The organism is Snodgrassella sp. M0110 (assembly GCF_016101465.1).
Lineage (GTDB): Bacteria > Pseudomonadota > Gammaproteobacteria > Burkholderiales > Neisseriaceae > Snodgrassella > Snodgrassella alvi.
This window is the reverse complement of the sequence record NZ_JACFQM010000003.1, coordinates 121445-140761: the sequence shown is the minus strand read 5'-3', so window position 1 is coordinate 140761 and position 19317 is coordinate 121445. Positions and strand designations below refer to the sequence as shown.

Sequence of the window (19317 nt, the reverse complement as noted above, 5' to 3'; positions counted from 1 at the left end):
TTAGTTATGAAAAAATTAGTTTGTACCTTGTAGTGACCAGTTTTCAAAGAGAATTACTTTGTCTCTAGGACCGAGCACAACGAGCGTATCTTCTTTTTTGAAACGGAATTCAGAGTTGAATTCACGTAACTGATGGGTATTACGGCGTACGGAAAGCAATTTGACCTTCAGTTTATCCAGTGGAAGATCATCCATGCTTTTTCCCACCAGAAAAGCGTCAGGAGGCAGAGTGAAAGCCTGACGGAAAAAATGGATATTTTCATCTGAGACAGTGTCGTCACTGCCGGCAAATAAGCCTTCTAATGCCTGGTAGCGGTTTTGGCGAATACGCTGCATGATTTGATAGACTTCATCAAACGGCTTGCCTGAGCTTAATAATGCCTGACTGGCGAGCGTAAGGCTGGATTCTTTCTCATCAGAAACGATATCGTCAGCCCCCATATTGGTCAGTACAGAAATATTGTCGTCGTTGGTAACGCGTACGATTACCGGCATGGTAGGAGCAATCAGCATAATATTATTGAGAATATGCTTGGTCTCTGTCATATTGTTGATGGTAATCAGTACGGTATTGGCACGTTTTAACCCGGCAGCCTGTAATACTTCCTGCCGTTTGGCATCGCCGAAGGTTACCGGCTCTCCGGCAGCTTTGGCTGTGGCAACCCGTTCAGCATCCAGATCAATGGCATAGTAGGGTGTCTCCTCCTGTTGCAGGATACGGGCAATGCTCTGACCACAGCGGCCGAAGCCGATAATGAGGATATGGTCAGATTTGCTCATGGTATCTACCAGTATGCTTTGTAAATCAACTGCCTGTTCGTCCCAGCTGCGTTTAACCAGCAGTTTGTTGATTTTATCTGCACTTCGCATAATAAAGGGTGCCAGTATCATGGAAAGCAAGATAGCGGCAATGGCTGCCTGTTGCAGCTCAAGAGAAATGAGTTTTAATGCGCCGCTAATGGCCAGCATAACAAAGCCGAATTCGCCGCCCTGTGCGAGATACAAAGCTGTTTTAATACTGTCGCCGGTATTTTCTTTCATGTAGCGGCTAATGCCAAATAGTACCGCTGCTTTAAGAATAATCAGCAATGCTCCCAGTATCAGTATCATTAACCAGCTTGATTGTAAAACTTGTATATTCAGTTTCATGCCGATGGTAATGAAGAAGAAGCCGAGCAGAATGTCCCGGAAAGGGCGAATGTCATCTTCCACCTGATAGCGGTATTCGGTTTCAGATATCAGCATGCCGGCAACAAATGCACCCAGGGCCAGTGACAGACCGGCCAGCTGTGTAAGATAAGCAACGCCAAGAGTGACCAGCAAAACGTTAATCATGAAGAGTTCACTGGATTTAGTGCGGGCAATCAGACGGAACCACGTTGGCATGATTTTGCTGCCGACTACCAGCAGCAGACCTAAGGCGAGTGCCATGGTAAGCAGGGCTTTGCCCATTTGCAGGACCAGACCGTCACTGCTGTGAGCCAGAGCAGGTAATAAAATCATCAAGGGAACCACGGCAATATCCTGCATTAGCAGTACGCCCATAATCATGTGGCCGTAATGCTGCCCCAGTTCATTTTTCTCTACCATGATACGGCTGACAATAGCTGTCGAAGACATAGTCATGGCTGCAGCAAGGGTAAACGCCCATGTCAGCTGAATGCGCATGGCCGCAAATATAATAAAAAGGATAAACAGAGTAAGTGCAACCTGTAAGCCGCCTAAGCCCAATACCAGTTTGCGCATGGCTTTAAGTTTGCCGATGGAAAACTCAAGCCCGATGCTGAACATAAGAAAAGTAATGCCGATTTCTCCGATAAATTCAGTAGCATGACTCTGATTAATTAAATGCAGCCAGCCGGGGCCGGCGATAAAGCCAACCACTAGGTAGCCCAGCATGGCGGGAATTTGCAAACGTCGGCAGATGATGGAGGCCAATACGGCTACCAATAGAATCATCACGACAGGGCCAAGAGAAATATGCATAATATATTGATTTTATTTAATTAAAATTTAATTATCATATTTTAACACAGATGTTTTGGCTTGTGCGGACTTGTATCTTATAAAGATGCATTTTTTTGACAGATTATTGTAAATAATTGCGCAATTGTTTAAGTGCAGTCCATGCAGTGGCTTTTAAATGGCTTTGGCGCAATAATCGTGCGGGATGAGGTGATATTACGTAAGGAATATTGTGCAGATTCTGTGCCAGTATTGTCTGGTCAAGCTGGCTGAATATCTGCCCGAGCAGCAGAATAGCCTGAGGCCGGATATGTTCGATCTGAGTACTCAGATAAGGCAAACAGGCCTGCAGATGCTCATCAGTAATACGCAGGCTGACATTAGGCGCACACTTTACCTGACTGGTAAAAAAAACTTCTTCAACAGTAATATTGATGGCTGCCAGCATATTGCTGAGCAATTTGCCAACTTCTCCGCTGAAAAGCTGTCTGCTGCTGTCGTCCGGCGGTGCAGGATTAGAGCTGATGACCAGAAGCCGCGCATTGCTTGCACCATATCCCGGTAGCGGGGTGCAGCGCTCCTGATGTAAATTACAGCGGGTGCATGCGGCCAGTGTTGCCGGAATGGATTCGAAGCTGATATTTAATTTATCATTTGTGGTAATGGGGCTGATTTTGCTAGTGTTATCTTCTTTAGCAGTCTGTTTTACAGGTTTAGTTGGCGGCTGATTAATAATTTGCCGGAGTGCGTCACGATGCCGGCTGGCTGGCTGAATTGCAGAAATATCAACCGGTGGACTCGAGTAAGAAGTTCTCACTGGTTGTGGACGAACAGAGCTGTCCGAAGCAGAACGCGCAACAGGCCGAGTATTGTTTTTTACTGGCGTATTTGTTTCCGAAACCTGGGAAGGTATCAGATAAGCAGTTTGTGATAACCACATGGGGCCGAGACCCAATGCTTCGTGCAGATAAAGATAGCGGCTGTCTAGCATGGTTTTTCCATTAATACAGCATCATCACCATTCTGGTAATAATTTTTACGTATGCCACAGGATACGAAACCATTGTTCGTATACAGTTGTAGTGCACCGGAATTGCCGGCACGCACTTCAAGCAATATCCGGCTCAGATGCTGTTGCTTTGCATGCTGGAATAAATGTTCCAGTAATTGTTGTGCATAACCCTGCCGTCTGAAATCAGGATGGGTCTCAAGCAAATGAATTTCGGCTTCCTCTGGCAGTTTTTGCCAGACCAGCATGCTGACAATTCCATGCACAGGCAGATCGATTACCCATACCGGCTGTGGTGCATAAACGGTATTGGCCAGTTGTGTTGCAGACCATGGTGCCGGATTACACTGTTGTTCAAGCTCGTGCAAAGCGGCGATATCGGCGAGAGTGGCGGCACGGATATTCATGCTATCTGACTCGCAGTTCGTCTGGCAGCCTGTTCGGCAGCTGTCAAGGCAATTTTATTACGGACATAATGCAGGCTGGCATGAGCAGCATCAGTTGCTTTGTAACGACCGGATAAGGCCAGTTGCACATACTCCTGAGCTCCGGGCATAAGATTCTGTCCTGATACAGGTAAAGTGATATTCAGCCCGTAAGCGTTACCGATACCTGTAGCCTGATGCTGACTGGCCGGCAGAAAGATGCTGTCGGCAGTACCCACCAGATAATCACTCAGTCGTTTATGATTATAGGTGTCATACCAGGCATAGAATAGTTCGTTCATACGTGCATCTGTTGCTGCCAGTACACAAGGCTGATCCGGTGCGAGAGCAGCTACAGCATCCAGACAGGGAATGCCAATCAGTGGCAGGCTGAATGGCAATGCCAGACCAGTGGCTACACCCAGACCGATGCGTAATCCGGTGAAAGCACCGGGACCCTGTGCGTATATGATGGCATCCAGCTGAGACAGTATCAGTCTGGATTCTGCCAGTAGCTGCTGTATACGCGGTAATATCAGTTCAGATTGTTTTGCACCTGCTGCTTCGCAGATGCTGTCAGTATGTCCGTTGTGATGCAGTCCCAGCGACAGATAACTGGTGCTGGTATCGATAACAAGCAGACGGGAATTGTTACTAATCATAATATGTTAATGTGTTCGGATAAATCGGATTATACCTTTTTATGCCTTTATTTTTTAGGATTAAGTATTGTGCCAGAGTAATGTCATAGTTAATGGCAATAAATACTGCTTTTGGGTAATTTTTTGCTAAATAACTGTTTATATTATAAATATGATTATTAAATATGGTAGTTGGTTTGTACTTTTTCAGAGGTGATGTTAAGTTATTCGCTGTACTGGCTAAAATTGATTTAAGAATGGATATCATTTGTGAATGAGTTGTACGTGGGCCGCTTTGCTCCCAGTCCTACGGGTTTGCTGCATATAGGTTCACTGCTGACTGCAGTAGCTTCTTATCTGGATGCACGCAGCCATAATGGGCAATGGCTGGTTCGAATGGAAGATCTGGATCCGCCCAGGGAAATGCCCGGTGCGGCAGCAGCTATTCTGTCCGCACTGGAAGCATTTGAACTGCACTGGGATGGTGAAGTAGTGTATCAAAGCCGGCGCCATCACCTTTATGCTGCAGCTCTGGCGCGATTGAAAGCTCAAGAACTGGTGTATCCGTGCTTTTGCAGCCGTAAAATGGTACAAGCTGAAACACAGGGAATAGGGGTGGATGGTATAATTTATGGCGGGCGCTGTGCATTTTTAAGCGCAAATATGCATTTGTGCACAGAGAAAACACCAGCCTGGCGTTTACGTACCAGTACAGATATAACTGGTTTTGTAGATGAAATACAAGGCAGTGAACAGCAGTGCCTGAGCAAAGATGTAGGTGATTTTATTTTGTTAAGAGCGGATGGTTTCTGGGCTTATCAGCTGGCGGTCGTAGTGGATGATGCAGAACAGGGAATCAATCATGTAGTACGCGGTCAGGATTTGTTATTATCTACCCCCCGTCAGATTTATTTACAGCAGTTACTGGGTTTTTCACAGCCGGCTTATGCTCATTTGCCGCTGCTGACTAATACACTGGGACAAAAATGGTCAAAACAGACGCAGGCTCCGTCATTGGATTTGCGCCAGCGTGAAGTTTTGCTACGACAGGTTCTTACTTATCTCGGGCAGCCGCCTGCTCCGGAAGTAGACAGCCTGTCTGATTTGCTGAGCTGGGCAGTGCGGCATTGGCAGTTGTCGCTTGTATCACCACAAGCGATTGCAACAACTTAATGCTGTTAAAGCCTTTTAGACAACAAGGGAGAACAAGATTGGCCATTAGAAATTTACATGCATCTGCTCCGCGATTTTATCTGCGTTTATGGCAAAAACAGCAACACCGTTCCTACCGTCTGGCTTGGGTGCTGATGATCACCGCAGCAGTACTGATTATTCTACAGAGCGCATTATTGGCTAATTTGTTTGCTCTTTGGCTTAACGGGGAAAATATAACTGCGACCTTATTCCAGTTTTTACCTTATCTGTTTATCTGCTGGTTATTACGGCCACTGCTGAATTATTTTAAAGAGCGTTTGCTGTTGCGGGCGAGTGTGTCAATCAGGCTGCAATTGCGCAGCCAGTTAATGAAAGCACTGGCTTTACTGGGACCTGAGCGCAGCCAGTATGGTAGTGATGGTGCACTGTCTGCAATTTTACTGGAGCAGGTGGATGCTCTGGATGGTTATTTCAGCCGTTATGTTCTGCAACAGCAGCTTGCAGCGCTGATGCCGGTACTGATTGCCGCGGCTACCTGTTTTTATAGCCCTTTTGCTGCTGCGCTCTTATTGCTGACTGCGCCACTGGTTCCGATTTTTATGATTTTGCTCGGACAGGCGGCAGCACGTAAAAATCGTGCGCAGTTTTCAGCACTGGCGGCTTTAAGCGGACGTTTTCTGGATTTGTTGCGGGGGCTGCCCACGTTACGTCGTTTAGGTGCTCAGTTGCAGGCACAGAAAACTATTGATGCCGCTGCTGAATCTTATCGGGTGCGAACAATGGCGGTATTACGGCTGGCATTTCTGTCTACAGCCGTTCTGGAACTGTTTGCTTCACTGGCAATCGCACTGGTGGCTGTTTATCTGGGTCTTGGATTGCTGGGCGTATTGCCCTGGGCAAACGGACAAATACCGGTACCTTATCAGGGTGCCTTATTTATTTTATTGCTGGCACCGGAATTTTATGCACCACTGCGTCAGCTGGGTGCTGATTATCATGATAAAGCTAAGGCTGAAGCAGCAGTAGAAGCATTAATACCACTATATAAAGTGGTTGAAGATATATCGGCTGCTCCTGAGGAAGTTGATTTTGTATTACAAACCCCGCCATATCTGCGTGCAGAGTATCTGGTGGTATACGGACGTGATGAACGTATCCGTTTGCCACAGTTCAGTTTTTGTGTAGAAGCTGGCGAACGTGTTCTGCTCAGAGGAGCAAGTGGCAGTGGTAAGTCCAGTCTGCTGCAGGCATTACTGGGATTTGCTCCTTACTCAGGTTCTTTATGGATAAATCAGCATAATTATGCTGATTTGAATCTGCCACTGTTGCGGCAGTCGATAGCTTATCTGGCACAGACACCACCGATATTGCCACTATCAATTGCAGAAAATTTGAGGCTGGCTAGTCCCGATGCTACAGATGAAGAATTGCAGCAGGTGTTGCAACAGGTCGGGCTGTGGGCATTAATACAACGTTTACCCGGTCAAATGGATACGCAATTGGGCGAGCGTGGGCGTGGAATGTCCGGCGGACAGTTGCAAAGACTGGCGCTGGCACAAATGCTATTGCGCAAGGCACCGTTATGGCTGCTGGATGAACCAACTGCTCATCTGGATGCACAGACAGCATCGGAAATTATGCAGTTACTGGCCATGCTGAGTATGGGTAAAACAGTGTTACTGGTTAGTCATGATATCAGTTTTGCAGGATGGGTAGACCGGGAAATTATGCTGACTGACCGGCAGGAGCAATTACGATGAAACGTTATCATTTGTTATGGTCACAACAGCAGTTGAAATTGTCCAATTTATTGCTCAGTCGCAAGAGTGCCTGGTTACTGGCGTGGCTTCTGGGCCAAGTAACGGCTATAGCCAGTATTGCTTTGCTGGCCCTGTCCGGCTGGTTTATTACTGCTGCCGGGCTGGCCGGAATAATAAGTCTGGCAACAGCTTATACCTTTAATTATTTTACACCGGCAGGGGTGATTCGTTTACTGGCGATTGTGCGTACTGCCGGGCGCTATGGTGAGCGTCTCGGATCACATGATGCAGTGCTGGGACTTCTGGCAGATTTACGCAGCGGGCTGTTTTCCCGACTGGCTGCAGGTAAGCAACAGCAACAAAATTCTATGCGGCAGATGCATTCTTTACTGAGTGATATTGAACTGTTAAATAACTGGCCGCTTAATGTTGTGTTGCCATGGTTATGGGCTTTAATCATGCTGCTATGTATTTTGTGCCTGGCCATAATAGTGGCTGACAGCAAACTGGCGCTATATCTGTCTATTCCTTTGTTACTGGCAACTGTCGTGATTCCCGCTGTGGCTGCTCTGTACGGACAAAGCTGGGGTAAACAGCAAACCGGACTTGCTGAAAAGCGGCGTACGGCCTTACTGCAACCGCTTGAAGCAATAACAGCTTTGCTGCAGTGGCAGCAATGGTCGCGTTTTGCAACGATTTTTCATGCCGAAGATGAATATTATGTCACTGGTCAGCTGCATCAGCAGCAACTGGCAGGAAGAGTAGTATTGTTGCAGCAGCTACTGCTGGCTGTAGCTGTAGCTGTTTTGTTGTGGCAGGGAAGTGAGCTTCTAGTGATTCAGAAGCTTTCGGCGGCCATGTTGCTGGCACTGGTTCTGGCAATATTCGGGTTTGCAGAACTGGTACTGGTACTGGGTATAAATATGATGACTTATGGTCTGTGTCAGGCTGCATGCGTCCGCCTTAATACAATTGTGCCGGAGCAGACGGTTGAAGTAACGGAAAAACAGACTTTACCTGCAAAACTGCATTTGCAGGCAGATGCTTTACAGGCACGCTGGCCGGATGCACTTAACGGAGCCGAAAATATCAGTTTTAATCTGGTGAATGGTGATATTCTACTGCTGCAAGGGGTTTCAGGGGTTGGAAAATCAACTCTGCTGGCAGTTTTAGCGGGAGAGCTGGAGCCGTCCGGCGGGCAGTTATATTGTAATCAGCAGCCTTTTTCAGTATGGCAGTGGCAGGGTGAAGTAGGTTATCTGGCTCAGCAGCTGGACATATTTGATTTAACTCTGGCTGAAAATTTGCGTTTGGGGAAAGCTGAAGCTAACGAAGATGAGCTTTGGTCAGTACTTTCCAGCGTCGGACTGACTGTGTGGGCTGAAAATCAGCCTCAGCTTCTGGATACACCTCTGGGTGAGTATGGAGCCGCTGTGTCTGGCGGACAGGCACGGCGTATTGCTCTGGCGCGTTTACTGCTGCGTCCTTATAAAATATTGATTCTGGATGAACCGTTTGCCGGTATTGATGAGCAGACCCAAACAAAGCTGGCTTTCATGTTGCAGCAACACCAGCAGCATGGCATTCTGATTGTAGCCAGCCATCAGGCTAATCCCTGGCCTGATGCGCAGATTTTGTCAATAAATTGAAATAATTCTGCATATAATTTGTAATTAAATTACTTTTCGAGCAGCCTTATCCGGCTGCTTTTTATTTGATTTAAATCAAATTAATTACTTAATAACAGATTCTAACAAAATACATTGAATTATAATTTTTTATTATATATTTTTATCATTTATAATGAGAAACTGAAATATATAATTATTTTTGATATTAGAAGTTTTGTTTATTTTGATATTTATATATTTGATGTAAATTTAAAGAACTATATTTATGTGTTAAATCTGCGTGTCAATTCATATTTACAATTTTTATAGAATATTTTATTCTATTTAATTGAAGTATTTATCAATGCCGGTTTGATGATGAATGTAATTTTATTAATATAAATAATGGGAACAAAGCCATGGATTTAGTGGAACTGTCAAGGCTGCAGTTTGCTCTGGTCGCGCTTTATCATTTTTTGTTTGTGCCGCTGACACTGGGGATAGTGTGGATTCTGGTAATAATGGAATCCACTTATGTGTTAACCGGTAAACAAGTATATAAAGATATGACGCGGTTCTGGGGTAAATTGTTCGGCATTAATTTTGCTCTGGGTGTGACTACCGGTATAACAATGGAATTCCAGTTTGGCACTAACTGGTCATATTATTCGCATTATGTGGGTGACATTTTTGGTGCGCCATTGGCTATTGAAGCGCTGATGGCTTTCTTTCTGGAGTCCACTTTTGTAGGCTTGTTCTTTTTCGGCTGGGATAGGCTGAGCCGGCAGGGCCATCTGTTTGTTACCGTGCTTATGGCACTAGGTTCCAATCTGTCTGCATTGTGGATTCTGGTGGCCAATGGCTGGATGCAGGATCCGGTAGGGGCGCATTTCAACTTTGAATCAATGCGTATGGAAATGACCAGTTTTACTGACATTTTCCTGAACGAAGTAGCGCAGAATAAATTTGTACATACCGTCTCTGCCGGTTATGTAACTGCAGCGGTTTTCGTGATGTCTATTTCTGCGTGGTATATGCTGAAACGTCAGGATGTCGAATTTGCCAAGAAAAGCTTTCGTATTGCCGTAGCTTTTGGTGTGGCTTCAATTCTGTCAGTTATTATCCTGGGTGATGAATCCGGTTATACCGTAGGAAAATCACAGCAAACCAAAATGGCGACACTGGAAGCCATGTGGGAAACAGAACCGGCTCCGGCTTCGTTTAATCTGATTGCCCTGCCAAATGAGGAGACAATGGAAAATGATTTCGCTGTCAAAATTCCATGGGTAATGGGTTTAATCGGTACCCGGTCACTGGATAAACAGATTCCGGGAATCAAGGAAATCATTGCTGAAAATATTGGACGTATTCGCAATGGCCGAGAAGCAGTGATTGCGCTGGAAACATTGCGTCAGGATCGTACAGATGCACAAGCACAGGCTGCCATGAAAAAATATGGTGATGATCTGGGCTTTGGTTTACTGCTTAAATCTTATGTGCCGGATGTGCGTAAAGCAACTGAAGAAGATATCGCGCATGCTGCGCGGGAAACTATTCCGCGTGTAACTCCGATGTTCTGGAGTTTCCGCATTATGGTATTCTGCGGTTGTATGCTGCTGTTACTGCTTGTTGTAGCATTTTATGCTTCGGTTAAAAATAATTTTGCAGAAAAACGCTGGCTGCTTAAATGGGTGTTCTGGAGTTTGCCATTGCCCTGGCTGGCCTGTGAGGCGGGGTGGTTTGTTGCAGAGTACGGACGCCAGCCATGGACAGTATATGGTGTGCTACCGACTAATCTTTCTGCCTCTTCGCTGACCGCTGCTAGTCTCTGGGGATCAATTTTCGGTTTTGTAACCCTGTATTCAATATTACTGACTATAGAAGTGTATCTGATGGTACGGTTTTCCCGTCAGGGCCCGGGTTCACTGGGTACAGGACGTTATGCTAATGAAGCAGAACATTAGGAGTAGACCATGGAATTCTTGGATTATTCGGTATTAAAATTCATTTGGTGGTTGTTGCTGGGTGTTCTGCTGATTGGCTTTGCCATTATGGACGGACAGGATATGGGGGCAGGGTGTCTGCTTCCGTTTGTCGGCAGAAACGATAACGAACGCCGTGTAGTCATTAATTCAATAGCTCCGCACTGGGATGGTAATCAGGTGTGGTTTCTTACAGGTGGCGGTGCTATTTTTGCGGCATGGCCGTATGCTTATGCAACAGCATTTTCCGGCTTTTACTGGGCAATGATGGCTGTGCTGTGGGCAATGTTTTTCCGTCCGGTAGGATTTGACTATCGCAGTAAAATCAATAATGCTCGCTGGCGCACAACTTGGGACTGGTTATTGTTTGTCGGCAGTTTTGTTCCGCCACTGATTTTCGGTGTGGCTTTCGGGAATCTGCTGCTGGGTGTGCCATTTCATTTTGATGATGATTTGCGTTCTTTCTACACAGGCTCATTCTGGGCTTTGCTCAATCCTTTCAGTTTGTTGTGTGGTGTGGTATCAGCTGCAATGATTACCTTTCATGGTGGGATTTATCTGGCTTTACGCACTGATGATCAGGTGAGAAAACGCGCACTGCGTGCCAGCACAATAGCTCTAATTGTTGTTGTAATCACATTCTCACTGGCCGGTATCTGGGTCAATATGGGGATTAATGGTTACAGCATGGTTGAGGGAAGTTATTTGCCGGGAGCTTCACCTGATCCGCTGAATAAACAGGTGGTCAGTGCTACTGGTGCATGGATGAATAACTACCAGAAATATCCGCTGCTGCTAGTGATACCGGTGCTGGCTTATGTTGGCTTTATAGTTGCATGGCTGCTGGCAAAGAGCGGTAAGAATTTTGTAGCATTCTGGTTTTCAGCATTGGGTCTTGGCGGCGTAATCAGTACAGCCGGTGTATCCATGTTCCCCTTTATTATGCCTTCAAACACTGATTTACGCTCCAGCCTGACGGTATGGGATGCCAGTTCGAGTGAATTTACTCTTAAAGTTATGCTGGTGGTAGCATTAATTTTCGTGCCGCTGATGTTGTTTTATACCAGCTGGTGTTATCGGGTGATGCGCGGTAAGGTAACTACCGACATGATTCGCAAGAACGATCATAGCCTGTATTAAATTTAGCTTTGTCTGCCGTGGTGTTATCCGGCAGACAGACTCGTAAAACAAGGAGTATTTTATGTGGTATTTTGCCTGGTGTTTAGGTATTGGTTTTGCCATATTACTAGGAGTAGTAAATGCATTATGGGGTGAGTATCAGCAAGACAGAGATACGCTGGATCAGCAGTCACAACAATGAAATAATTGCATATCAGTCTGATACACTCTGTGTCTGCAACAAAATTAATTAAATTAAAAAAGTTCCTTTGGTTTGCTGTATACCGGTTTACGGGTATACAGCTTTTTCTTTTTATGAATAATGCTACTAAAATTAAAGCATAATCTGCTGACTATGCTTTATCAGATGGTTATCAGTCCAGCCGTGATCTGAGTGGCCGCCTAGGTGAGGGTAAATCTAGTTTTGATAAATGGACATGGCCACTGGTACCAAGTAAAACGAGCCGTCGAGATTAGCAATTAAATACCGCCATACGTTAGTTTTTTCCAAAAATATTTAAATATTTTATAATGAAGAAATTAAGAAGCTTGCATAATGAAAAAAATAATTTTTTTATCGCTCATTCCACTATTCCTAGTTAATAATGTTTTTGCCAATAATCAAAAGGAATACATTGATATTACTGGAATATCGTCAGCTACTTTTAATAGTTCTTTTTGTTACTCTTTACGCATTGAATATTATCCAAATGGTCAAATTAAAGAACAAGGTTGCCAAGGGCATTATAATGCGGCAGGTATTTTTATAGGTAACTGGTATGAATATGATTTATCAGGTATGACTGTTCGCATGAATTATTATCATCCTGATGAGTTTGGCAAAGATTATAAGATCATTACAATCTACGATAAGCATGGTAAGGTTTTAACTAAGAAAATATATAATTATGATAATTTATATGAAACTGAGGAAGAAGAACTCAATGAAATACCTCAATAAAAAACTTATCAACGCAGTTTTATTTACTTGCATTTTCTGGGCAATATCTTTTGCAAAGGCTGCTAGCAGTAACGAAAATAATTTAATCATTAAAGCAGCAAATGGAGATAAAATTGCTCAGTATCATTTAGCAAATTTGTTGTTATCGAAAAACGTTGATGAAAAATATAATGATAAAATTTTTTATTGGTATCAGCAATCAGCAGAACAAGGATATGCAGAAGCTGAATTTGCTTTATCTGTTATTTATTCAGAGCGAGGTGACTCTCAACAATCGCTTATTTGGTTAGAAAAAGCCGCAAAACAAAATCATACAAAATCTCAATATAAATTAGGCATAGATTATCTATTTGGATTTGGTGTTGAAGTAGACAATTCAAAAGCATTATATTTTTTAGAAAAATCGGCTGAACAATATTATATACCCGCCCAAGTTGAATTAGGTAATTTATATTTAACAACTAGTGGATTGGGTTCAGATTTAGATAACTACAAAAAAGGGCTTTATTGGTATAAAAAAGCAGCAGAAAAGAATAATGGGTTTGCTCAACTTAACTTAGGTATTATTGAAATGGCCCAATCAAATTACCAGCAAGCATTATTGTGGCTTAATCAGGCTTGCAAAAATGATTTAACTGATGCTTGTCGACTTGCCTCTGAGATTATGACAAAAATAGCCTCTAAAAAATAAATAATTACCTATTAGATTTTTAGATAAGGTGAATATTTCTAGAAATTAATCTAACTTGAGAAAATAAAAAGTGCTTATAAATAAGTATTCACAATTTAATTATGAATGTTGTTGGTGACAGGGCTAAATCTAACATATTCTATGCAAGGATAAATAACCATATTCCTCTATTTTAGAAAGGAATTCTCATAAAAAATAAGGTAACTCTATGAAATTTTTAATTTTACTCTTATTGATTTTCCCTAAATTAATATTAGCTCAAGAGGTATTTATTGATTCTTCGAATAAAGAATATTTATATTTAGGAAGTACACAAAATAATAAACAGAGTTTTATGGATTTAAACACAGGAACGATAGATTGGATAAATAAAGCCAAAGTAGAACGAATGCAACAGATAGGTATGCTATCACCAGCACAATTTTGGAATAAAGTTACCAATAATTCAATCGGGTTTTATGCAAGTGGCTATGAACCATTTTGGAAAGCAAAAATAACTAAAAATAGATTACAGTTTTTTCATTTGAAAGAAGACAACATAGCAATAAAAATCGATATAAAAAACTCTAATTTAACATATGATTTTGTTGCTTTTTTTTACTCACAAAATGGTGTGATTGGATTAATCCGAAATCTTGATAAAAGATCTAAATGTGCTCTCAATATTGATGAACCTGATTCAATTTATGAAATTTTTATTAATTATAAAGGTGAAATTTTTGAAGGTTGTGCTTATTTAGATAAATTATAAAGAATATTTTAGATATTATCCTAACATTAATGAATAAAAATTTGAAATGAAAACAATTTTTTGTAATAGCGACATATAATTAATGTTTTAGAAAATAAATCTTCATACAAAGACAAATCAATATATGTCCGGCATGAATTTATTAGGAAAGAATATGTTTCGTTATTTTTATTTATTAATTTTTCTATTTTTATCATTTATCTCGTTTTTAACAAAAGCTGATCCTACTAAAACCTGGATTGTATCGAAGGTATACATTAGCGATACAATTCATACAAAAAAAGTAACTACAGATGATCCATTGTATCTTAATAGAATATTTGAATTAGATGATAATAGTATAAAAACTAATGTTTTTTCAGACAGTAATATTGAAAATTGCTTAAATTACAAGATTAATAAATTTAAGATTAATTTTGATGAATTACTTAATAATAATATGGCAAGAAATAAAGATGAAACTCTGACAGCAAAATCTTTTGATATTGAAATAGAGCAACCAATAAACCAAATAGATATTTTTTGTCCCAATATCAATGAAACCTGGACACTTTTTGAGAAAAAAAAGAATGAATATTTAATAATAAATACTTATGATTCAATCTTAGAGTTAAAAAGCATAGAAAAAAAGAATGTTAAACCTGGTTTTTCTTGTCATGATGCCAAAAAATTATCCGAAAAACTAATTTGTCAAAATATGTATCTTTCCGGATTAGATAAAAGTATTCATGATATCCTTTTGAATATAAGAAAGGATTATGTCTATAATGATGCTGTGGAATTGTTTGGTGAAATTTACAACAGACAGAAAGAATTTATCAAAAAAAGAGATTTATGTACTGACGAAAAATGTTTAATGGATATTATGTCTGAATACACTATTGAGTTACATAATGATATGCCTTTAATCATCCCTTATTAATAAACCCTGCTGGATGAGTTGTAGCATGGAGAGGCTATCGTATTATCATGGAGATGGGGTGAATTTAGATCATGATTCTGGCGATAGTATTCATTTAAATGATCTGCGCATTATGGTTTGGCACACAGTAAACTTACAGAAATATGCTGGAAAATCTTAATCTTTTGTATTAATATAAATATCTGAGGTAATCTTCGGAAAGGAATCCGATGAATAAATATATACGTAATAGCCTGATTTTTTCAATTGGCTTAGCTGTCGCAGCAAGTGTTAGTGCTAAGGAAATTAAAGTGGCTAGTAATAACACTGCATATACACCGGAAGATGTACAGAAACTGGCCAGTACTGCAGTAAAAATGGGGGTAAAAGAACCTCTGAATATGAATGTTGCTTCCGGTAATCTCATTGTTACCGGCAGTAGTGACACTAAATGTATTTTTAGAGTAGGTACAGCGAAATCGCCACAAATTAGTGGTATCAGCTGTAAATAATTAGAAAACAGCTATTACAATTAAAAGATGAAAAACTGACCTGTTTATAGTAACTGGTCAGTTTTTTATTTGTAATAGCATTATGCAAATTAGAAGAAAAAAGTGAAAAAATTAATGTATCTTGGAAAAAATTTTACTCATTCATTTTTTTATAAATTTATTTTCAGTAATAAAATTTTTTCTTTAGCTTTTATTTTGGTTTTTACTTGCATTAAGAACAGAAAACGTGAATTTGCCATGATTGTATTAGTGTAAGTAATTTGAGATTCAGTAAAGCGACCTTTATACTCCGATTATCTGAGTAGCTTGTCTGTAATCAGTCAGGCACATTTACGGTTTAATTGAATAATGGGGAATTGATATGTGGTTAGGTATTGCAGCGGTTAATCTGGCTTTGGCGGTAATGCTGGGTGCATTTGGTGCACACGGATTAAAACATATGGCCAGTGTGCAGCAACTGGAGTGGTGGCATACTGCAACACAGTATTTTTTCTGGCATGCACTGGGATTACTGGTATTAGGTGTGCTGGCAAAAGCGGCACCGGTATTTATGGTAAAAATGCCATTTTTTTTGCTACAGCTGGGATTGATTATTTTTTGTGGTTCACTGTATCTGATGGCTTTGGGTTTGCCTCGCTGGCTTGGTGCAATTACACCGATTGGCGGTGTTTTAATGATTGCCGGCTGGCTGACTCTGGCATGGCTGGCTTTTAAGCAGCAGTAAAATTTACGCAACCTGACAGGAGGTAGCTATGCGCGGTAACGTTTATTCAATGATAATGAGTTTCTTGCTGGCAGGCAGTCTGTGTGCTTGTAGCCATTCAGCAGCTGTCACAGCTAATGGTTCTGCTCAGGTTTTCAATCAATCAGTGACACCAGTTACTTATCAGCTGGCCAATAATTACTTTATTAAAAATAATGTAACCGGATTAGTACCAAGACACATTAGATCATCTGCTGAATTTACCCGTTATTTCGGTATGGCTGAGACTATGGGGAAAAACGGAAAACCAACTCCTATTGATTTTGCGTTTCAGGATGTAATCGTATACGATGCAGGAATTGTGCAAAAGCAATTGGAAATTACACCCTTAACATTAAATCATGCTCAGGATAAGCTGATATTAGATGTACGCATTCGTTCTGGAGCAAGACAGAGTTATCAGATGCATCCGTTTATACTATTGATTGTGCCTAAAAACTTACCTGATAAAGTGGAATTCAAATTAAAGCAACCATAAGCAGAAAAGATATGGATGGTGTTTTGTGGCCAGTAACTGGTTATTATCTAAAAAAAGCAGTCTGTATAAACAGACTGCTTTTTGCATAAATAGGCGGATTAGTCCTGTGCTAGTACCACAAGTTTGTGATTAACAAATTCTTTAATACCTAGATCACTAAGCTCGCGCCCATAGCCCGAATATTTAACTCCGCCAAATGGCAGTTCAGCTACGGAATCACCGAAACGGTTAATAAATACCATACCGGTTTCAATTCGCGAGGCCAGATTTTTGGCGCGTTCAATATCTTTACAGAAAACGGTTCCGCCCAGACCAAAATTAGAATCATTAGCCAATGTAATTGCTTCTTCATCATTTTTTACAACATACAACTGTGCTACAGGTCCGAAAAATTCTTCGAAATAGGCCGGATTATCCCGGCTAATATCCGTGATCAGTGTTGGGGTAAAGAAATTATCTTTAGCTGGCTGGTTACCGCATAATACTTTAGCACCATGAGCAATGGCTGCATCCAGCTGTTCTTGTAGTGTTTCTTTGCTTTTACGAGATGAAAGGGGTGCCAGGGTAGTCTTTTCATCCAGGGGATCGCCCATCACTACCTGGGCAAAATCTTCCTGAACAATCCGGGTGAATTGTTCAGCCACTTTTTCATGCACTATAAAACGTTTTGCTGCAATACATACCTGACCGGCGTTAAACAAGCGTCCTGCTACTGCGGTATGTGCGGCGGCTACTACATCTGCATCATCTGTGACAACGAATACATCATTACCGCCCAGTTCCATAGTAGATTTTTTCAGTTTACTGCCAGCCTGTCCGGCTACAATACTGCCGGCACCTTCTGAGCCTGTCAAAGCCACACCCTGTACGCGTTTGTCACCGATAATGGTTTCTATCTGCTCAGGGGTTACAAACAGATTGGTATAAGTACCGGCAGGTGCCTGAGCTTCATGCAGTAGATCTTCCACCAGTTGCGCGCATTGCGGAACATTACTGGCATGTTTGGCTACTACCGGATTACCGACAGCAATAGCCGGTGCAATAACCCGGATAAGCTGGTAAATGGGAAAATTCCATGGTTCAACAGCCAGAATAATACCGATAGGATGATGTTCTACCCAGCCAGTACCCAGTTTGCTCGGATAGGTTAACGGTTTCAATAACTCGGCAGCCTGTTTTGCATAGTACTGAACGATTTCTATGCAATTAACAACTTCATTACGGCTTTCTGCAATGCGTTTGCCCATATCCAGAGTGATAATGCGGGCAATTTTTTCCTGATGCCGTGTCATAATTTCAGCCAGGCGTTGCAGTAAGGCCTGTCTTTCGCTGATATTTTCCGGTTGCGACCATTCAGACTTATATAAAGCATGTGCCTGAGTCAGTGCGTTTTCTACTTCAGCATCTGTATGATTGGAAAAAGTTCTGGCCAGCTCGCCAGTAAACGGATTGATAGATTGATAAGCCATGTTCAGCTATCCTCCACAAGTAAGATTGTAAGAATATTTTGTCTGTAAAAATGCAGAGCAGAAGAAAGCAGCTGTCTGAATCATACTGAAACAGGTTTAATTCGATTAATAAATGTTAACAAAAGCTGCTAATGATTGTACGGCAGAGGAAAAGTTGCTGTAAAGAAGCTTATAAGGATGAATGTAGTGGTTTGGGTAAAGGATATTCAACACCATTATAATGTAATGTGTATTTTCTTTTTATTGACTTAGTTACTTCTTCAACACATTTCCCTTTTTTATTTAATTTACCAATTTGTTTTTGTTCATTATATGAAATAATCAAATCTTTATAATTATTGGTTGTGTTTTTTCCTAATAATAAAGCAGCATTTTTGCTATGGAATTCAGCAATACAATTATCATCCAATTCACCACCATCGTTTTTTAATAATAACTTATTAACAACTAGATTGAGTTTTTCATTTTTTTGCACATAGAGATTAATTATTTGTTCAGAGAAAGGAAAAATACGGGAATAATTTCTAAAGTTAGCACGAATACCAAAAGCTCGGGATTCATTATTAAGCTGATAATGAGCAGTATCGATTTCAAAATCAGTTAATTCAACAGCGTCACTATAAAATGCATCCTGTTCCCATTTATGAGCAATTAATTCACCACTTTGCGTATCCACAAGCAAAACATCAAGATCATAATAAATTGTCCCTTCGATTTCATTAGGAATTGGTAAAACCACAATTGTTTTACTTTTATCAGCAGGCCATATCTTACAAACTGCATTATCACTGCCGCGAGAAGAATGATATTTTTCAAGTAAATGATTAATCCATTTTTCACAGTTAGCACTACTTATCATAGGAAAGCAAAGAGTGATGACTAGTAATAATTTTTTTAAATTTTTCATTGGGTATTTTTTATTATTAGTAAGAATTTACTTTTAAGTGAAAATGTAATATTGCCTATAGTTTTTGATTCTTTCGAATCTAAACAAAAAATTTAATGAAGTTAATTGAATTTCAATTAAAATTTACATAATTAATTTACATAATTTGTATTGGAACATTAATTAAATTTATAAATATAATCACTCCGTGATTTTACTCATGTAATAAGAGGAGCTAG

At 41.0% G+C, this 19317-nt stretch carries 19 protein-coding genes; 13 read left to right on the top strand and 6 right to left on the bottom strand.

Features of this window, described 5'->3' with window-relative positions; all coding sequences use genetic code 11:
* Positions 1-15 precede the first annotated feature (15 nt).
* From H3T84_RS05575 to tsaB, 4 genes are all read right to left on the bottom strand, one after another.
* The gene (locus H3T84_RS05575; protein WP_174833047.1) at positions 16-1989 is read right to left on the bottom strand and encodes a monovalent cation:proton antiporter family protein; all 1974 of its coding nucleotides are present in this window, start codon (positions 1987-1989) and stop codon (positions 16-18) included.
* A gap of 100 nt (positions 1990-2089) precedes the next feature.
* Positions 2090-2956, bottom strand: a complete 867-nt coding sequence (locus H3T84_RS12425) for a uracil-DNA glycosylase family protein (protein ID WP_037474313.1) — start codon at positions 2954-2956, stop codon at positions 2090-2092.
* Complete coding sequence (gene rimI / locus H3T84_RS05565) at positions 2950-3381, bottom strand: ribosomal protein S18-alanine N-acetyltransferase (RefSeq protein WP_198218487.1); 432 nt, start codon at positions 3379-3381, stop codon at positions 2950-2952. Before rimI ends, H3T84_RS12425 begins: the two co-directional genes overlap by 7 nt.
* Positions 3378-4061: a tRNA (adenosine(37)-N6)-threonylcarbamoyltransferase complex dimerization subunit type 1 TsaB gene (gene tsaB, locus H3T84_RS05560; RefSeq protein WP_198218486.1), complete on the bottom strand. Its 684-nt coding sequence runs from the start codon at positions 4059-4061 to the stop codon at positions 3378-3380. Before tsaB ends, rimI begins: the two co-directional genes overlap by 4 nt.
* Before the next feature lie 258 nt (positions 4062-4319).
* Between tsaB and gluQRS the strand changes: the two genes are divergently transcribed.
* The 13 genes from gluQRS (at position 4320) to H3T84_RS05495 (ending at position 16723) form a co-directional block, all read left to right on the top strand.
* Positions 4320-5213 (top strand): tRNA glutamyl-Q(34) synthetase GluQRS, encoded by an 894-nt coding sequence (gene gluQRS, locus H3T84_RS05555; RefSeq protein WP_174833048.1) that lies wholly within the window; start codon positions 4320-4322, stop codon positions 5211-5213.
* A 38-nt stretch (positions 5214-5251) separates the two neighbouring features.
* The gene (gene cydD / locus H3T84_RS05550) at positions 5252-6955 is read left to right on the top strand and encodes a thiol reductant ABC exporter subunit CydD (RefSeq protein ID WP_174833028.1); all 1704 of its coding nucleotides are present in this window, start codon (positions 5252-5254) and stop codon (positions 6953-6955) included.
* Positions 6952-8604 (top strand): amino acid ABC transporter ATP-binding/permease protein, encoded by a 1653-nt coding sequence (locus tag H3T84_RS05545; protein WP_198218485.1) that lies wholly within the window; start codon positions 6952-6954, stop codon positions 8602-8604. The genes cydD and H3T84_RS05545 overlap by 4 nt, the downstream gene beginning before the upstream one ends.
* A 380-nt stretch (positions 8605-8984) precedes the next feature.
* A complete protein-coding gene (locus H3T84_RS05540; RefSeq protein WP_174833030.1) occupies positions 8985-10529 on the top strand; it encodes a cytochrome ubiquinol oxidase subunit I in 1545 nt (514 codons plus the stop codon).
* A gap of 9 nt (positions 10530-10538) precedes the next feature.
* Positions 10539-11687 (top strand): cytochrome d ubiquinol oxidase subunit II, encoded by a 1149-nt coding sequence (gene cydB / locus H3T84_RS05535; RefSeq protein ID WP_198218484.1) that lies wholly within the window; start codon positions 10539-10541, stop codon positions 11685-11687.
* Positions 11688-11748: 61 nt separating this feature from the next.
* Positions 11749-11868, top strand: coding sequence for a cytochrome bd-I oxidase subunit CydX (cydX, locus tag H3T84_RS05530; protein WP_174833032.1), 120 nt, complete (start codon positions 11749-11751; stop codon positions 11866-11868).
* Between the two features lie 354 nt (positions 11869-12222).
* Positions 12223-12627 carry a hypothetical protein gene (locus H3T84_RS05525; protein ID WP_198218483.1) on the top strand — a complete coding sequence of 135 codons (405 nt, stop codon included), beginning with the start codon at positions 12223-12225 and terminating at the stop codon, positions 12625-12627.
* Positions 12611-13318 (top strand): tetratricopeptide repeat protein, encoded by a 708-nt coding sequence (locus H3T84_RS05520; RefSeq protein ID WP_198218482.1) that lies wholly within the window; start codon positions 12611-12613, stop codon positions 13316-13318. Before H3T84_RS05525 ends, H3T84_RS05520 begins: the two co-directional genes overlap by 17 nt.
* Positions 13319-13526: 208 nt before the next feature.
* Positions 13527-14069, top strand: coding sequence for a hypothetical protein (locus H3T84_RS05515; RefSeq protein ID WP_198218481.1), 543 nt, complete (start codon positions 13527-13529; stop codon positions 14067-14069).
* A 154-nt stretch (positions 14070-14223) separates the two neighbouring features.
* Complete coding sequence (locus H3T84_RS05510; RefSeq protein ID WP_198218480.1) at positions 14224-14991, top strand: hypothetical protein; 768 nt, start codon at positions 14224-14226, stop codon at positions 14989-14991.
* A gap of 209 nt (positions 14992-15200) precedes the next feature.
* A complete protein-coding gene (locus H3T84_RS05505) occupies positions 15201-15482 on the top strand; it encodes a hypothetical protein (RefSeq protein WP_174833037.1) in 282 nt (93 codons plus the stop codon).
* A 361-nt stretch (positions 15483-15843) separates the two neighbouring features.
* Positions 15844-16206, top strand: coding sequence for a DUF423 domain-containing protein (locus H3T84_RS05500; RefSeq protein WP_198218479.1), 363 nt, complete (start codon positions 15844-15846; stop codon positions 16204-16206).
* A 28-nt stretch (positions 16207-16234) separates the two neighbouring features.
* The gene (locus tag H3T84_RS05495; protein ID WP_198218478.1) at positions 16235-16723 is read left to right on the top strand and encodes a hypothetical protein; all 489 of its coding nucleotides are present in this window, start codon (positions 16235-16237) and stop codon (positions 16721-16723) included.
* Positions 16724-16821: 98 nt separating this feature from the next.
* Here the strand turns inward: H3T84_RS05495 and H3T84_RS05490 are convergent, their stop codons facing one another.
* Positions 16822-18192: an NAD-dependent succinate-semialdehyde dehydrogenase gene (locus tag H3T84_RS05490; protein WP_198218477.1), complete on the bottom strand. Its 1371-nt coding sequence runs from the start codon at positions 18190-18192 to the stop codon at positions 16822-16824.
* Positions 18193-18361: 169 nt separating this feature from the next.
* A complete protein-coding gene (locus H3T84_RS05485; protein ID WP_198218476.1) occupies positions 18362-19099 on the bottom strand; it encodes a hypothetical protein in 738 nt (245 codons plus the stop codon).
* Between the last annotated feature and the right edge of the window lie 218 nt (positions 19100-19317).

Excerpts from the sequence above, each read along its gene's own strand:
- H3T84_RS12425 (WP_037474313.1), bottom strand. The coding sequence starts at position 2,956 with ATGCTAGACAGCCGCTATCTTTATCTGCACGAAGCATTGGGTCTCGGC.
- rimI (WP_198218487.1), bottom strand. The coding sequence starts at position 3,381 with ATGAATATCCGTGCCGCCACTCTCGCCGATATCGCCGCTTTGCACGAG.
- tsaB (WP_198218486.1), bottom strand. The coding sequence starts at position 4,061 with ATGATTAGTAACAATTCCCGTCTGCTTGTTATCGATACCAGCACCAGT.
- H3T84_RS05545 (WP_198218485.1), top strand. The coding sequence starts at position 6,952 with ATGAAACGTTATCATTTGTTATGGTCACAACAGCAGTTGAAATTGTCC.
- H3T84_RS05540 (WP_174833030.1), top strand. The coding sequence starts at position 8,985 with ATGGATTTAGTGGAACTGTCAAGGCTGCAGTTTGCTCTGGTCGCGCTT.
- cydB (WP_198218484.1), top strand. The coding sequence starts at position 10,539 with ATGGAATTCTTGGATTATTCGGTATTAAAATTCATTTGGTGGTTGTTG.
- cydX (WP_174833032.1), top strand. The coding sequence starts at position 11,749 with ATGTGGTATTTTGCCTGGTGTTTAGGTATTGGTTTTGCCATATTACTA.
- H3T84_RS05525 (WP_198218483.1), top strand. The coding sequence starts at position 12,223 with ATGAAAAAAATAATTTTTTTATCGCTCATTCCACTATTCCTAGTTAAT.
- H3T84_RS05520 (WP_198218482.1), top strand. The coding sequence starts at position 12,611 with ATGAAATACCTCAATAAAAAACTTATCAACGCAGTTTTATTTACTTGC.
- H3T84_RS05515 (WP_198218481.1), top strand. The coding sequence starts at position 13,527 with ATGAAATTTTTAATTTTACTCTTATTGATTTTCCCTAAATTAATATTA.
- H3T84_RS05510 (WP_198218480.1), top strand. The coding sequence starts at position 14,224 with ATGTTTCGTTATTTTTATTTATTAATTTTTCTATTTTTATCATTTATC.
- H3T84_RS05505 (WP_174833037.1), top strand. The coding sequence starts at position 15,201 with ATGAATAAATATATACGTAATAGCCTGATTTTTTCAATTGGCTTAGCT.
- H3T84_RS05500 (WP_198218479.1), top strand. The coding sequence starts at position 15,844 with ATGTGGTTAGGTATTGCAGCGGTTAATCTGGCTTTGGCGGTAATGCTG.
- H3T84_RS05495 (WP_198218478.1), top strand. The coding sequence starts at position 16,235 with ATGCGCGGTAACGTTTATTCAATGATAATGAGTTTCTTGCTGGCAGGC.
- H3T84_RS05490 (WP_198218477.1), bottom strand. The coding sequence starts at position 18,192 with ATGGCTTATCAATCTATCAATCCGTTTACTGGCGAGCTGGCCAGAACT.
- H3T84_RS05485 (WP_198218476.1), bottom strand. The coding sequence starts at position 19,099 with ATGAAAAATTTAAAAAAATTATTACTAGTCATCACTCTTTGCTTTCCT.